10 protein-coding genes are annotated in these 14,498 nt (G+C 62.9%); all 10 read left to right on the top strand.

The annotated features are described in order from the left end of the window. The first annotated feature begins 515 nt into the window (after positions 1-515). The 10 genes from SB765_RS09935 to SB765_RS09980 all read left to right on the top strand — a co-directional run bounded on the left by SB765_RS09935 (position 516) and on the right by SB765_RS09980 (position 14,478). Positions 516-1,832: a nucleotide sugar dehydrogenase gene (locus tag SB765_RS09935; protein ID WP_016498010.1), complete on the top strand. Its 1,317-nt coding sequence runs from the start codon at positions 516-518 to the stop codon at positions 1,830-1,832. Positions 1,833-1,906: 74 nt separating this feature from the next. Beyond that, the gene (locus tag SB765_RS09940; RefSeq protein ID WP_016498009.1) at positions 1,907-3,388 is read left to right on the top strand and encodes a glycosyltransferase family 2 protein; all 1,482 of its coding nucleotides are present in this window, start codon (positions 1,907-1,909) and stop codon (positions 3,386-3,388) included. 37 nt (positions 3,389-3,425) lie between these two features. After that, positions 3,426-4,592 carry a PilZ domain-containing protein gene (locus tag SB765_RS09945; RefSeq protein ID WP_410931246.1) on the top strand — a complete coding sequence of 389 codons (1,167 nt, stop codon included), beginning with the start codon at positions 3,426-3,428 and terminating at the stop codon, positions 4,590-4,592. Positions 4,593-4,604: 12 nt separating this feature from the next. Continuing rightward, entirely contained in the window at positions 4,605-6,032 is a 1,428-nt protein-coding gene (gene algK / locus SB765_RS09950; protein WP_410931247.1) for an alginate biosynthesis TPR repeat lipoprotein AlgK, read from the top strand. Next, the gene (locus tag SB765_RS09955; protein ID WP_410931248.1) at positions 6,029-7,507 is read left to right on the top strand and encodes an alginate export family protein; all 1,479 of its coding nucleotides are present in this window, start codon (positions 6,029-6,031) and stop codon (positions 7,505-7,507) included. The genes algK and SB765_RS09955 overlap by 4 nt, the downstream gene beginning before the upstream one ends. Before the next feature lie 22 nt (positions 7,508-7,529). Beyond that, positions 7,530-9,089 (top strand): mannuronan 5-epimerase AlgG, encoded by a 1,560-nt coding sequence (gene algG / locus SB765_RS09960; RefSeq protein WP_016498005.1) that lies wholly within the window; start codon positions 7,530-7,532, stop codon positions 9,087-9,089. 13 nt (positions 9,090-9,102) lie between these two features. Then, positions 9,103-10,542, top strand: a complete 1,440-nt coding sequence (locus SB765_RS09965; RefSeq protein ID WP_341796735.1) for an alginate O-acetyltransferase — start codon at positions 9,103-9,105, stop codon at positions 10,540-10,542. 8 nt (positions 10,543-10,550) lie between these two features. Further along, positions 10,551-11,654 (top strand): mannuronate-specific alginate lyase, encoded by a 1,104-nt coding sequence (locus SB765_RS09970; protein ID WP_284399173.1) that lies wholly within the window; start codon positions 10,551-10,553, stop codon positions 11,652-11,654. Between the two features lie 198 nt (positions 11,655-11,852). Then, positions 11,853-13,310, top strand: coding sequence for an MBOAT family O-acyltransferase (locus SB765_RS09975; RefSeq protein WP_016498002.1), 1,458 nt, complete (start codon positions 11,853-11,855; stop codon positions 13,308-13,310). Positions 13,311-13,320: 10 nt separating this feature from the next. Next, the gene (locus SB765_RS09980; RefSeq protein WP_049274672.1) at positions 13,321-14,478 is read left to right on the top strand and encodes an alginate O-acetyltransferase; all 1,158 of its coding nucleotides are present in this window, start codon (positions 13,321-13,323) and stop codon (positions 14,476-14,478) included. The last annotated feature ends 20 nt before the right edge of the window (positions 14,479-14,498 follow it).

The following is a 14,498-nucleotide window of genomic DNA, read 5'->3' on the forward strand; positions in this document are numbered from 1 at the left end:
AACTGAATAAATATTTAGAAATCTTTCATTCGGGCGAAACCCGCTCAGGAACTTCTCCTGCGGGAGATCGCTCATAGTGCCGTAACGATTTTCCTGCCTACGGGCTGTGAGAGATGACTTACAGATGACAACGGCAGGTATCTACTACCCGCCCTGGTAACTTCGACAGGTAGCACGGGATCCCCCGAGAACCTTGTCCCATGCAGGAGAAGCGTCCCTTACACATCGTCCTAGTGGTTGATTTCAAAGGATTTATCCACTTGAAAAAACAAGCACAGCAACGCGCCAAGTAGCGCATTGCAATAAAGACGGCTGCATTTCAGGGCACGTTTTTTAATTAATGGCTTTTTACTGCCAACTTTGAGTGCATAACTTTTTGCGCTCCGGATTTATTTTGCCTGCGCTCGGCGAAGTGTGCATTCGCCATGGACCCGTGCGCCCGAAAACTGATGTTAATCAATCCAGCCCGGCTCTCTGCGGAGGCGTCGGCGTGATAAACACATGAGGTGATAGCGATGCGTATCAGCATCTTTGGTTTGGGTTATGTAGGTGCAGTCTGTGCAGGCTGCCTGACGGCGCGTGGCCATGAAGTGATCGGTGTGGACGTGTCCAGCACCAAGATCGACCTGATCAACCAGGGCAAGTCGCCCATCGTCGAACCTGGCCTGGAAGCACTGCTGCAACAGGGCATCGCCAACGGCCGACTGCGTGGCACCACCGACTTCGCTGAAGCCATCCGTGCCAGCGACGTGTCGATGATCTGCGTGGGCACGCCCAGCAAGAAGAACGGCGACCTGGGCCTGGAGTACATCGAGTCGGTATGCCGTGAAATCGGCTACGTACTGCGTGACACCACTCGCCGTCACACCATCGTGGTGCGCAGCACCGTGCTGCCGGGCACCGTCAAGAACGTGGTCATCCCGATCCTCGAAGACTGCTCGGGCAAAAAAGCCGGCGTCGACTTCGGTGTCGCAGTCAACCCGGAATTCCTGCGTGAAAGCACCGCAATCAAGGACTACGACCAGCCACCGATGACCGTCATCGGCGAACTGGACACTGCCAGCGGCGACATCCTGCAAGCCCTGTACGAAGAACTCGACGCACCGGTCATCCGCAAGCCGATCGAAGTGGCCGAGATGATCAAGTACACCTGCAACGTGTGGCACGCCACCAAGGTCACCTTCGCCAACGAGATCGGCAACATCGCCAAGGCGGTAGGCGTTGATGGGCGTGAAGTGATGGACGTGGTCTGCCAGGACACGGTGCTGAACCTGTCCCAGTACTACATGCGCCCTGGCTTCGCCTTCGGCGGTTCGTGCCTGCCAAAGGATGTGCGCGCCCTCACCTACCGTGCCGCCAGCCTCGACGTGCGTGCACCGCTGCTCGACTCGCTGATGCGCAGCAACGAATCGCAGGTGCAGAACGCCTTCGAGCTGATTGAAGCCCATGACAAGCGCAAGGTCGCCCTGCTCGGCCTGAGCTTCAAGGCCGGTACCGACGACCTGCGCGAAAGCCCCCTGGTAGAGCTGGCCGAGCGCCTGATCGGCAAGGGCTACCAGCTGGACATCTACGACGAGAACGTCCAGTACGCCCGTGTACACGGCGCCAACAAGGACTACATCGAGTCGAAGATCCCGCACGTGTCGTCGCTGCTCAATGCCGACTTCCAGCAGGTGATCGACAACGCCGACATCATCGTCCTCGGCAACCGTGACGAGCAGTTCCGCGCGCTGGCCCAGCAAGCGCCAGCCGGCAAGCAGGTGATCGACCTGGTCGGCTTCATGAGCAAACCGACCTGCACCACCAGCCGTACCGAAGGCATCTGCTGGTAAGCCCTCGGCCGGGCGGTGCAGGCCTCACAGCCTGCGTCGCCCACCCTTTCCCGAATTCTCGACGGATGCTGAACATGCAAAGGCTCCAGACCGTGCTGTTGCAGTGCGCCGGGTGGCTGCTCTACATGAGCCTGCTCATGCTGATCGCCCTGGCCCTGCCAGCCGATATCTTCGACTCGCAGTCGAAGCACTTCATCTTCCTGGTCGGCGCAGTCGGCATCTGGCGCTATTCCATGGGCGCCACCCATTTCATCCGCGGCATGATCTTCCTCTACGGCGTGTACCCGTACCTGCGCCGCAAGGTGCAGAAAATGGGCGATGCCACCGACCCGTCGCACGTATACCTGATGGTCACCAGCTTCCGTATCGAGGCGTTGACCACCGCCCAGGTGTACAGCTCGGTGATCCGCGAGGCGATCAACTGCGGCTTCCCCACCACCGTGGTCTGCTCGCTGGTGGAAATGTCGGATGAACTGCTGGTGAAGAGCCTGTGGGCCAAGTACAACCCGCCGGCCCACGTGAAGCTGGACATCGTGCGCATTGCCGGTACCGGCAAGCGCGATGGCCTGGCCTACGGCTTCCGCGCCATCTCGCGCATGCTGCCGGACGAGAACGCCGTGGTGGCCGTGATCGACGGCGACACCGTGCTGGCCGATGGCGTGGTCCGCAAGACCGTGCCGTGGTTCAAGCTATTCCCCAACGTTGGCGGCCTGACCACCAACGAGTTCTGCGAAGTACGTGGCGGCTACATCATGAGCGAGTGGCACAAGCTGCGCTTCGCCCAGCGCCACATCAACATGTGCTCTATGGCCCTGTCCAAGCGCGTGCTGACCATGACCGGGCGCATGTCGATGTTCCGCGCAAGCGTAGTGACCAACCCCGAATTCATCGCCGACGTCGAAAGCGACTCGCTGATGCACTGGCGCCTGGGCCGCTTCAAGTTCCTTACCGGTGACGACAAATCCAGCTGGTTCAGCTTGATGCGCCTGGGTTACGACACCTTCTACGTGCCGGACGCCGCCATCAACACGGTCGAGCACCCGCCAGAAAAGAGCTTCTTCAAGGCCAGCCGCAAGCTGATGTACCGCTGGTACGGCAACAACCTGCGGCAGAACTCCCGTGCGCTGGGCCTGGGCCTGGGCCGTCTGGGGCTGTTCACCAGCATCGTGTTGTTCGACCAGCGCGTGTCGATGTGGACCAGCCTGCTGGGGCTGACCGTGGCGGTGATCGCCAGCCTCAAGTTCGGCCTGGCCTTCTTGCTGGTGTACCTGCTGTGGATCGGCATCACCCGCCTGATCCTCACCATCATGCTGCTGTGCTCCGGCCACAACGTAGGCCCGGCCTACCCGCTGATTCTCTATTACAACCAGATCATCGGCGCGCTGATGAAGATCTACGTGTTCTTCCGCCTCGACAAGCAGTCGTGGACGCGTCAGCCCACTGCCCTCAAGCGTGACCTCGCCAGCTTTCAACAATGGTTCAACACCTGGTCCTCGCGGACCATGACCTTCTCGGCTGCCAGCATCTTCGTTGCTGTGCTGTTCATGGTCGTGTGAGCCAAACCCGGATCGGATCTAACAGGAACAAACCACCATGAATACCGCCGTGAACGTCAATGTCGTGCATGAGTCCGAAGCCCAGCGCCAACACGCCCGGGTACGCATTCCCGCCAAACTGCGTTTCCTGGACGCCCAGCGCCAAACCCACGAAGTGAAGGTCGACGACCTTTCCGCCGGTGGCCTGAGCTTCCACACCAAGCAGCCACTGTCGGTGGGCGATGTGCTGCGCGGGCGCCTGCAGTTCGTGGTCGACAACCTGGGCCTATCGATCGACATCGAGTTCCAGGTGCGCTCGTACAACCCGGACAATGGCCGTACCGGTGCGCAGTTCCAGAACCTTGAACCACGCGACATCGCCACGCTGCGACACATCATCACCAGCCACCTGTCGGGTGAGCTGATCAGCATCGGCGATGTGCTCAGCACCTTGCAGCGCGACAACTTCACCAAGGCACGCAAGCAGAAGGACGGTGGTTCGGGCCTGAGCGCCTTCGGCCGACTCAAGGCGGTTACCGTCACCCTCGGCGTGTTCGTGGTTGGCGTTGCGGCGTTCGGCTTCGTCGCCAAGTCGCTGTACTGCATGTACTTCGTCAGCCACGCCGAAGCCGGTGTGGTCGCGGTACCGACCACCACTATCACCATGCCGCGCGACGGCACTGTGAGCAGCCTGGTCGAAAGCGGTGGGCAGATCGCCAAGGGCGCACCACTGGCCAGCTTCACCACCAGCATGCTGGACATGCTCAAGGGCAACCTGGACGACGCGCAGCTGGAACCGGCGAAGATCGAGGAACTGTTCGGCAAGCAGCTGTCAGGCACCCTCACCAGCCCCTGCGATTGCGTGGTCGCCCGCCAGCTGGTGGACGATGGCCAGTACGCAGCCAAGGGTCAGGCGATCTTCCAGCTGATCCCGCGCACCACCACGCCGATGGTCGAGGCGCGCTTCAGCTACCGCCAGTTCGACGAGGTCAAGCCAGGTACCCGGGTCAACTTCCAGGTCGCCGGCGAAGACGAAGTGCGCACCGGCCAGATCGTCAGCAGCACCAGCCTCAACAGCGAAGACCTGTCCTCCGACATCCGCGTGCAGATCAAGCCTGACAGTGGCATGCCCGCCGAACTCGCCGGCCGCCCGGCAGCGGTCAACAGCGACCGTGGCCCGTCAATGAACTGGCTGATCGACAAAGCCGTGGCCCGTGGGCTGTAAGAGGATCACCGCATGATTCCCTACAAGAAGCGCGCAAACCTGGGCCTGTGTGCCCTGGCTGCGGCCATCACCCTGGCCGGCTGTGCCGGCCTGCCCGACCAGCGCCTGGCCAACGAAGCCCTGAAGCGCGGCGACACAGCATTGGCCGAGCGCAACTACAAGGCCCTGGCCGACCTGGGCTACAGCGAAGCGCAGGTGGGCCTGGCGGACATCAAGGTGGCCACCCGCGACCCGTCGCAAATCAAGGAAGCCGAGGCCACCTACCGCGCCGCGGCCGCCACCTCGCCCCGTGCCCAGGCGCGCCTTGGCCGCCTGCTGGTGGCCAAGCCCGACAGCACCCAGGCCGAACGCGAGGAAGCCGAAACCCTGCTCAAGCAGGCCGCGAAACAGGGCGAAAGCAACACCCTGATTCCGCTGGCCATGCTCTACCTCAGCTACCCGCAAAGCTTCCCCAAGGTCAATGCACAGCAGCAGATCGACCAGTGGCGCGCCGCCGGCAACCCCGAAGCGGGCCTGGCCCAGGTGCTGCTGTACCGCACCCAGGGCACCTACGATCAGCACTTGGGCGACGTGGAAAAGATCTGCAAGGCCGCGCTGAGCACCACCGACATCTGCTACGTCGAACTGGCCACCGTTTACCAGAAACGTGGCCAGGCCGACCAGCAAGCCGCCCTGCTCGGCCAGCTGAAATCCGCCTACGCCCGTGGCGCCGTACCGGCCACCCGGGTCGACAGCGTTGCCCGGGTACTGGCCGACCGCAGCCTGGGCCAGACCGACGAGAAAACCGCCAAGGAACTGCTCGAACAGGTAGCCCCGGCCAACCCGGCATCCTGGGTCAGCCTGGCGCAACTGTTGTACGACTTCCCCGAACTGGGCGACACCGACCAGTTGCTGGCCTACATCGACAAGGGCCGCGAGGCCGAACAGCCACGCGCCGAACTGTTGCTGGGCCGCCTGTACTACGAAGGCAAGACCCTGCCGGCCGACGCCAAAAAAGCCGAGCAGCACCTGCAAGCCGCCGCCGACGCCGGTGAAATCAGCGCCCATTACTACCTGGGCCAGCTGTACCGCCGCGGCTACCTGGGCAATGTCGAGCCGCAGAAGGCCGTCGACAACCTGCTGGCCGCCGCGCGTGGCGGGCAGAACAGCGCCGACTATGCGCTGGCCCAGTTGTTCAGCGAAGGTCATGGCATCCGGCCGCAACCAGGCAACGCCTGGGTGTTCGCGCAATTGTCCCAGGCCAACCCGACGCCGCAATCGACAGAAATGCTCCAGCAGCTCGACCAGCAACTGACCCCTGACCAGCGCAGCCAGGCCCAGCAACTGCTGGCGCAAGAGAAACAGGCGCGCGGCAGCATGGCGCAGGGGGCCAACAGCACCCTGGCCATCGAAGCCCTGCAAGACGACGAAAAAGAAGTAGACGGTGAGGACTCGCTATGACGCTTAATCCCTTCGTGAAAGCTGGCATCGGCCTGAGCTTCGCCCTGCTGTGGTCCTGCCCGACCCTGGCGGAAATGACCGCCGAGAAAAACTTCGGCCTGGATGTGAAAATCACCGGCCAGTCGGAGGACGACCGTGACCTGGGCACCCGCCCTGGCGGCGACGTCAACGGCCTGGGCCTGGACCTGCGCCCCTGGGTGTACGGCGAGCGCGGTAACTGGAGTGCCTATGCAATGGGCCAGGCAGTCGCCGCCACCGATACCATCGAAACCGACACCCTGCGCCAGAACGACGACGGCACCAGCACCGAAACCGGTGACGACAGCCGCCAACCTGACAAGAACTACCTGGCCATGCGCGAGTTCTGGGTCGGCTACAGCGGCCTCACCGCCTACCCAGGCGAGCAACTGCGCCTGGGTCGCCAACGCCTGCGCAGCGACGATGGCATGTGGCGCGACACCAACATCGAAGCGCTGAACTGGACCTTCGACACCACCCTGCTCAAGGCCGACCTGGGTGTGGCCCAGCGCTTCAGCGAGTACCGCACCGACCTCACCGAACTGGCCCCGGAAGACAAGGACCGCACGCACATCTACGGCAACGTAGCCACGCAGTGGACCCCCGGCCACTGGGTAGGCGTACGCGCCCACCACACCCATGACAGCGGCAGCCTGAAGAACCCGGGCGAAACCGTCGATGCGCTGGACAAGACCCGTACCGGTGACCTGACCTGGCTGGGCCTTGAGGCCAACAGTGACGCCTACAACTGGCGCAACGACCACACCGTCAACTACTGGGGCAGCGTCACCTGGCTGACCGGTGACCGCGACACCCTCAGCAGCCAGGCCGTAGGCAACGAGCAGGTTGCCACCGGCAAGCAAAGCGGCGACGTGAATGCCTGGGCCACCGACCTCGGCATCCGCCTGCGCCTGGACCCGCAATGGCAGGTCGGTGCGGCCTACGCCCGTGGCAGCGGCGGCGGTGGCGACGACGGCTCGAACAACTTCGAGCAGACCGGCCTTGAAAGCAACCGCTCCAACTTCACCGGCACCCGCTCGCGCGTGCACCGCTTCGGCGAAGCCTTCCGCGGCGAGCTGGGCAACCTGCAGGCGGCCACCCTGTTCGCCTCGTGGCAGCTGCGCGACGACTACGACGCCAGCCTGATCTACCACAAGTTCTGGCGTGTCGACGGCAACCAGAACATCGGCTCCAGCGGCATCAACGCGGTGGTCAACGACAACGGCGTGAACCGCCCGCTGGTCGATGGCGAAAAAGACCTTGGCCAAGAGATGGACGTAGTCGTGACCAAGTACTTCAAGCAAGGCCTGCTGCCAGCTTCCATGAGCCAGGCCATCGACGAACCGTCCGCCCTGGTGCGCTTGCGTGCCGGTGTGTTCAAGCCGGGCGACGCCTACGGCAAGGAAGCGGACTCGTACATGCACCGCGCCTTCGTCGATGTGATCTGGCGCTTCTGAGGCCGGTAGGGGACTGACCGTTATGAACCTTCACCCGCACTTACGTCACAGCCTGTTGGCCAGCGCCTTGCTGCTGGCCAGCGGCCTGGTCGCTGCCGCAGAACCTAAGGTGATCGCCAAGGAGCTGCAGCAGGCCAAGACCTATACCGTGGCCAGCGCACCGATCGAGCCGCTGCAGATGGACCCGCCAAAGCTGCCCGACCTGACCGGCTTCACCGCCGAAGCGGTGCAGAAGAAAATCGACCGCCGCCACAAAGGCAAGGTCAGCCTGCGCCGCATGTTCCAGGAGGACACCCTCAAGGAGTTCGTCGGCGGCGACAACAAGGCAGCCGAGTGGGTGCAGCGCCAGCACGGCATCCCGCAGGCGATCTTCGTCGATGACGGCCATATCGACCTGGTTGAGCTGAGCAAGAAGGTGCCCAAGCAATACCTCAGCGAGGTCGAGCCAGGGGTTTACCTGGCACGTCTGCCGATCGTGGTCGGGCAAAAGGGCATCCTTGAGATCGACGGTAAGGTCAAGCAGCTGCGCCTGTCCCAGGAGGGCGGTTCGTTCCTGGTCAATGACGGCAAGCTGTTCGTCACCGACACCCAGGTGACCGGCTGGCGGGAAAAGGACAACGGCCCGGCGACCTTCCGCTCACCCAAGGAATTCCGCCCGTTCCTGTTGTCGTGGGGCGGTACCGAGACCTACATCGTCAACACGAAGATGGCCAGCTTCGGCTATGCCAAGTCCAAGTCGTATGGCGTGAGCATTTCGCAGTACACGCCGAACATGGCCAAGCGCATGGGCCGCCCGGAACCTACCGGCTGGATCATCGGCTCGGAGTTCAGCGACATGTGGTACGGCTTCTACTGCTACGAGACGCAGGACTTCGTGGTCAAGGACAGCACCTACCGCGACAACATCGTCTACGGCATCGACCCGCACGACCGTTCGCACCGCCTGATCATCGCCGGCAACACCGTGTACGGCACCAAGAAGAAGCACGGCATCATCGTTTCGCGTGAGGTGAACGACAGCTGGATCATCAACAACAAGAGCTACGACAACAAGCTCTCGGGCGTGGTGATCGACCGTAACAGCGTCAACAACCTGATCGCCTACAACCAGATCTACCGCAACCACACCGACGGCATCACCCTGTACGAAAGCGGCGACAACCTGATCTGGGGCAACAAGCTGATCAACAATCGCCGCCACGGCATCCGCGTGCGCAACAGCGTGAACATTCGCCTGTACGAAAACGTCGCCATGGCCAACGGCCTGGTGGGCGTGTACGGACACATCAAGGACTTGTCCGACACCGACCGCGACATCGCCCTTGACCCGTTCGACACCAAGGTGTCGCTGATCGTGGTGGGTGGCGAGCTGGCGGCCAATGGCTCCGGCCCACTGTCGATCGACTCGCCGCTGTCGGTCGAGCTGTACAAGGTGTCGATGCTCGCCCCGCGCAAGGCCAGCGGCATCAGCCTCAACGGCATCCTCGGCGAGCGCCAGGACGAAATCCTCGACCTGCTGGTGCGCCAGCAAAAGGCTGTGCTGATCGACCCGGTCGAACGCCAGACCGAAATGATCGATTAAGGAAGCCCAGACCATGACTCCACACCTGATGAAACTGCTGGGCCTGTCCGCCGCCCTCCTGGCGATCAGCCAAGGCGTGCGCGCCGAAGAAGTGAAGGCCCCCACTTTCAGCGCCGAGCCCTGCTGCCAGCTGTGCCCCGAAGCGCACGACGCCAGCCGCTACACCACCCGTTACCAGCAGAACTTCACTACGCTGGTGCAGGCCAAGGGCGACTGGCTGTTCCGTACCCGCGAAGACCTGCGCACCGAGTTCAACACCACCCCGGCCGGCTACAAGCGCCTGCAACAAGTGCATGACGCCTTCAAGAAGCGCGGCGTGGAACTGGTGGTGGTGTACCAGCCGACCCGTGGCCTGGTGAACCGCAACATGCTCAACCCGGCCGAGAAAGCCGCCTTCGACTACCAGAAGGCCTTGGGCAACTACCAGGCCATGCTCAAGCGCTTCGCCAGCATGGGCTACAACGTGCCCGACCTGTCGCCGCTGACCAACGAGCAACTGGCCGCCGCCGACCAGGGCAAGGATTTCTACTTCCGTGGCGACCAGCACTGGACGCCATATGGCGCCGAGCGCGCTGCCAAAATCGTGGCCGACACCGTGCACAAGATGCCGGCCTTCGAAGGCATCCCGCGCAAGGAATTCGAGACGAAGAAATCCGGGCGCATGGGCAAGACCGGCACCCTGCACAACGTCGCCGGCCAACTGTGCGGCACCAGCTACGCGGTGCAGTACATGGACCAGTTCGCCACCGAGCCGAAAGGTTCCAGCGGCGGCGACGACCTGTTCGGTGACAGCGGCAACGCGCAGATCACCCTGGTCGGCACCAGCCACAGTGGCAAGAACTACAACTTCTCGGGCTTCCTCGAGCAATACATCGGCGCCGACGTGCTCAACGTCGCCTTCCCTGGCGGCGGTCTGGAAGGCTCGATGATCCAGTACCTGGGCAGCGAGGAATTCCAGAAGAACCCGCCGAAGATCCTGGTGTGGGAATTCTCCCCGCTGTACCGCCTGGACCAGGAAACCATCTGGCGGCAAATCCTTGGCCTGCTTGATGACGGCTGCGACGACCGCCCGGCCCTGATGAGCGCCAGCACCACCCTCAAGCCCGGCAAGAACGAACTGATGGTCAACGGCAAGGGCGGCGTGATCAAAGACCTGATCAACCGCAACCTGCAGATGGACGTCAAGTTCGAAGACCCGTCGGTGAAGGTGTTGCAAGCCACCCTGTGGTACCTCAACGGGCGCCATGAGGACATCAAGCTGGAAAAACCGGAAACCTCCGACACCGACGGCCGCTTTGTCTTCCAGATGCGCGAAGACGAAGACTGGGCCAGCCAGAGCCTGCTGGCGTTCGAGGTACAGGGGCCGGAAAACGGCACCCAGAAGGTCGAGGCCAAGCTCTGCAAACGCAACAACTTCGCCGTGCCTGCGCAAACCGCGCAGGCCGGCCAGTGAGGCGACCCATGACCCATCTGAAGCACATCTTTCGCCCCGCCCTCCTCGCGTTGGCCCTGTTCGGCGGTGCCGCGCACGCCGCGCTGGTACCGCCCCAGGGTTACTACGAGGGGATCGAAAAGCTCAAGACCGGTGACGGCAACTTCCGCTGTGAAGCGGCGCCCAAGCCCTACACCGGCGCACTGCAGTTCCGCAGCAAGTACGAAGGCTCGGACAAGGCACGGGCGACGCTCAACGCAGCCTCGGAAAAGGCCTTCCGCAAGTCGACCGAAGACATCACCACCCTTGAGAAAGGCGTGAGCAAGATGGTCGGCCAGTACATGCGCGACGGCCGCCCGGCGCAGCTCGACTGCACCCTGGCGTGGCTGGGCACCTGGGCCCGCGCCGATGCGCTGCTGTCCACCGACTACAACCACACCGGCAAGTCGATGCGCAAATGGGCGCTGGGCAGCATGAGCGGTTCGTGGCTGCGCCTGAAGTTCTCCAATTCGCAGCCACTGGCCGCACACCGGGCCGAGGCCGAGCTGATCGAAAAATGGTTCGCCCGCCTGGCCGAACAGACCGTGCGCGACTGGAGCGACCTGCCGCTGGAGAAGATCAACAACCACAGCTACTGGGCCGCCTGGTCGGTCATGGCTACCGCCGTCGCCACCGACCGCCACGACCTGTTCGACTGGGCCGTGAAGGAATACAAGGTCGGCGCCAACCAGATCGATGACCAAGGCTTCCTGCCCAACGAAATCAAGCGCAAGCAGCGTGCGCTGGCTTACCACAACTACGCCCTGCCGCCGCTGGCGATGATTGCCAGCTTCGCCCAGGCCAATGGCGTCGACCTGCGCGCCGAGAACAACTTCGCCTTGCAGCGCCTGGGTGAAGGCGTGCTGGCCGGTGCCCGCGATCCCAGCCACTTCAAGGCGCGTGCCGGTGAGAAACAGGACATGACCGACCTCAAGGTCGACGGCAAGTACGCCTGGCTCGAGCCCTGGTGTGCGCTGTACCACTGCGTTGGCGACACGCTTGAGCGCAAGCACGACATGCAGCCGTTCAACAGCTTCCGGCTGGGGGGCGATGTGACCCGGGTCTACGACCCGAGTGCAGAGAGCAAGAAATGAATTGACCCCCATTGCGGGGGCGGAACCTGTGGGAGCGGGCATGCCCGCGAAGAAGCCACCGCGGTGCATGGCAAGGGCTTCGCCCTTGTTCGCGGGCTTGCCCGCTCCCACAGGGATCTAAGTTGCCTTCCAGTCTTGCACTGGGGGGTTTGGGGGGCGCTTTGCCCTGGATGCTGTGAACAAATTAGGAGAACCGGGATGGTCTTCTCGTCCAACGTGTTCCTGTTCCTGTTCTTGCCGATCTTCCTCGGCCTGTATTACTTGAGCGGGCAACGCTATCGCAATCTGCTGCTGCTGGTCGCCAGCTACATCTTCTATGCCTGGTGGCGGGTGGACTTCCTGGCCCTGTTCGCCGGGGTCACCCTGTGGAACTACTGGATCGGCCTGAAAGTGGGTGCCGCCGGCGTACGCACCAAACCCGCCCAGCGCTGGCTGCTGCTCGGCGTGGGCGTCGACCTGGCAATTCTTGGCTACTTCAAGTACGCCAACTTCGGCGTCGACAGCCTGAACGCGATCATGACCTCGTTCGGCCTGGAGCCGTTCATCCTCACCCACGTGCTGCTGCCGATCGGTATCTCGTTCTACATCTTCGAGTCGATCAGCTACATCATCGACGTGTACCGCGGCGACACCCCGGCTACCCGCAACCTGATCGACTTCGCAGCATTCGTGGCGATCTTCCCGCACCTGATCGCCGGCCCCGTACTGCGCTTCAAGGACCTGGTCGACCAGTTCAACAACCGCACCCATACCCTGGACAAGTTCTCCGAAGGCTGCACCCGCTTCATGCAGGGCTTCATCAAGAAAGTGTTCATCGCCGACACCCTGGCCGTGGTCGCCGACCACTGCTTCGCCCTGCAAAACCCGACCACGGGTGACGCCTGGCTGGGCGCGCTGGCCTACACCGCGCAGCTGTACTTCGACTTCAGCGGCTACAGCGACATGGCCATCGGCCTGGGCCTGATGATGGGCTTCCGCTTCATGGAGAACTTCAAGCAGCCGTACATCAGCCAGTCAATCACCGAGTTCTGGCGGCGCTGGCACATCAGCCTGTCGACCTGGCTGCGCGACTACCTGTACATCACCCTGGGCGGTAACCGCAAAGGCACCTTCAACACCTACCGCAACCTGTTCCTGACCATGCTGCTGGGCGGCCTGTGGCACGGTGCCAACTTCACCTACATCATCTGGGGCGCCTGGCACGGCATGTGGCTGGCCATCGAGCGTGCGCTTGGCCTCGACACCAACCCGCAGCGCTTCAACCCGGTCAAATGGGCCTTCACCTTCCTGCTGGTGGTGGTCGGCTGGGTGATCTTCCGCGCCGAAAACCTGCACGTGGCCGGCCGTATGTATGGCGCCATGTTCAGCTTCGGCGACTGGCAGTTGTCCGAACTCAACAGCGCCCAGCTGACCGGCCTGCAGGTGGCCACCCTGGTAGTCGCCTATATCTCCCTGGCGTATTTCGGCCTGCGTGATTTCTACCGCAATGCCAAGCCAGCGCCCCAGGCCACGCCGGTGCAGGTCAACAACGACGGCTCGATCGGCCTGGACTGGACCCGGGTGATGACCCGCGCCCTGGTGCTGCTGCTGTTCGTGGCCTCGATCCTCAAGCTTTCGGCGCAGAGCTACTCGCCGTTCCTGTACTTCCAGTTCTGAGGCCGATGACATGAACCGCACATTACGCATTACTTACTCCCTGTCGTTCCTCGGCTTGCTGGTGGGCATGGGCGTGTGGTCCACCGGTGGCCTGCAAAGCTTTCAGCGCACCGAGCAGATGACCCTGCTCAACGGCAAGCTGGCCAAGGCCGCCGAGACCCACTACGACGCCGAGTTCCCGATCAAGCGCCTGGGCACCAACCTTTGGGCGGCCATGGACTTCAAGCTGTTCAACGAGGGCCGCCCCGGCGTGGTGCTGGGCCGCGACCAATGGCTGTTCAGTGACGAAGAGTTCAAGCCCACGGCTGGCGCCGAACAGCTGATGCAGGAAAACCTGGCGCTGATCCGTGGCGTGCGCGACACCTTGCAGCAGCATGGTAGCCAGCTGGTGCTGGCGATCATCCCGGCCAAGGCTCGCCTGTATTCGGAATACCTGGGCAAGGAACAGCCGGCCAGCCTGCACGATGACCTGTACAACCAGTTCCATGCCCAGGTGCGCCAGGCCAACGTGTTCGCCCCGGACCTGCAAGCGGCCATGGAACAAGCCAAAGCTCGCGGCCAGGTATTCCTGCGCACCGACACCCACTGGACACCGATGGGCGCCGAAGTCGCCGCCCAGGCGCTGGCCGAGGCTGTAAGCCGGCAGAACCTGCTCAACGGTGACCCGCAAACCTTCGTCACCGAAGCCGGCAGCACGGCGCCCTACAAAGGCGACCTGACCAACTTCCTGCCACTGGACCCGCTGTTCAGCAACCTGCTGCCGGCCCCGGACAACCTGCAACAACGCAGCACCCGCCCGGCGCAAGCCGAGGGTGAAGGCGACGATGCACTGTTCGCCAACAACGAGATCCCGGTCGCACTGGTGGGTACCAGCTACAGCGCCAACCCGCACTGGAACTTCCTTGGCGCGCTGCAGCAGGCCCTGCGCAGCGACGTCGCCAACTACGCCGAAGACGGCCACGGCCCATTGCTGCCGATGCTCAAGTACCTGCAAAGCGATGCCTTCAAGAACGCCGCACCGCAAGTGGTGGTGTGGGAATTCCCCGAACGCTATCTGCCCATGAAAAACGACCTCAGCAGCTTCGATCCGCAGTGGATCGCCCAGCTGAAAAACTCCCGTAAATCCGAAGAAAACCTGGCCTTGTCGTCCACCCGGACGAACCACTGAACGATAGAGAGGAAATGCAC

Origin of the sequence: Pseudomonas sp. SIMBA_067 (assembly GCF_046534675.1) — a bacterium.
Lineage (GTDB): Bacteria > Pseudomonadota > Gammaproteobacteria > Pseudomonadales > Pseudomonadaceae > Aquipseudomonas > Aquipseudomonas putida.

Coding starts and splice junctions, on each gene's coding strand:
- SB765_RS09955 (WP_410931248.1), top strand. CDS start 6,029: ATGACGCTTAATCCCTTCGTGAAAGCTGGCATCGGCCTGAGCTTCGCC.
- SB765_RS09965 (WP_341796735.1), top strand. CDS start 9,103: ATGACTCCACACCTGATGAAACTGCTGGGCCTGTCCGCCGCCCTCCTG.
- SB765_RS09940 (WP_016498009.1), top strand. CDS start 1,907: ATGCAAAGGCTCCAGACCGTGCTGTTGCAGTGCGCCGGGTGGCTGCTC.
- algG (WP_016498005.1), top strand. CDS start 7,530: ATGAACCTTCACCCGCACTTACGTCACAGCCTGTTGGCCAGCGCCTTG.
- SB765_RS09980 (WP_049274672.1), top strand. CDS start 13,321: ATGAACCGCACATTACGCATTACTTACTCCCTGTCGTTCCTCGGCTTG.
- SB765_RS09945 (WP_410931246.1), top strand. CDS start 3,426: ATGAATACCGCCGTGAACGTCAATGTCGTGCATGAGTCCGAAGCCCAG.
- algK (WP_410931247.1), top strand. CDS start 4,605: ATGATTCCCTACAAGAAGCGCGCAAACCTGGGCCTGTGTGCCCTGGCT.
- SB765_RS09970 (WP_284399173.1), top strand. CDS start 10,551: ATGACCCATCTGAAGCACATCTTTCGCCCCGCCCTCCTCGCGTTGGCC.
- SB765_RS09935 (WP_016498010.1), top strand. CDS start 516: ATGCGTATCAGCATCTTTGGTTTGGGTTATGTAGGTGCAGTCTGTGCA.
- SB765_RS09975 (WP_016498002.1), top strand. CDS start 11,853: ATGGTCTTCTCGTCCAACGTGTTCCTGTTCCTGTTCTTGCCGATCTTC.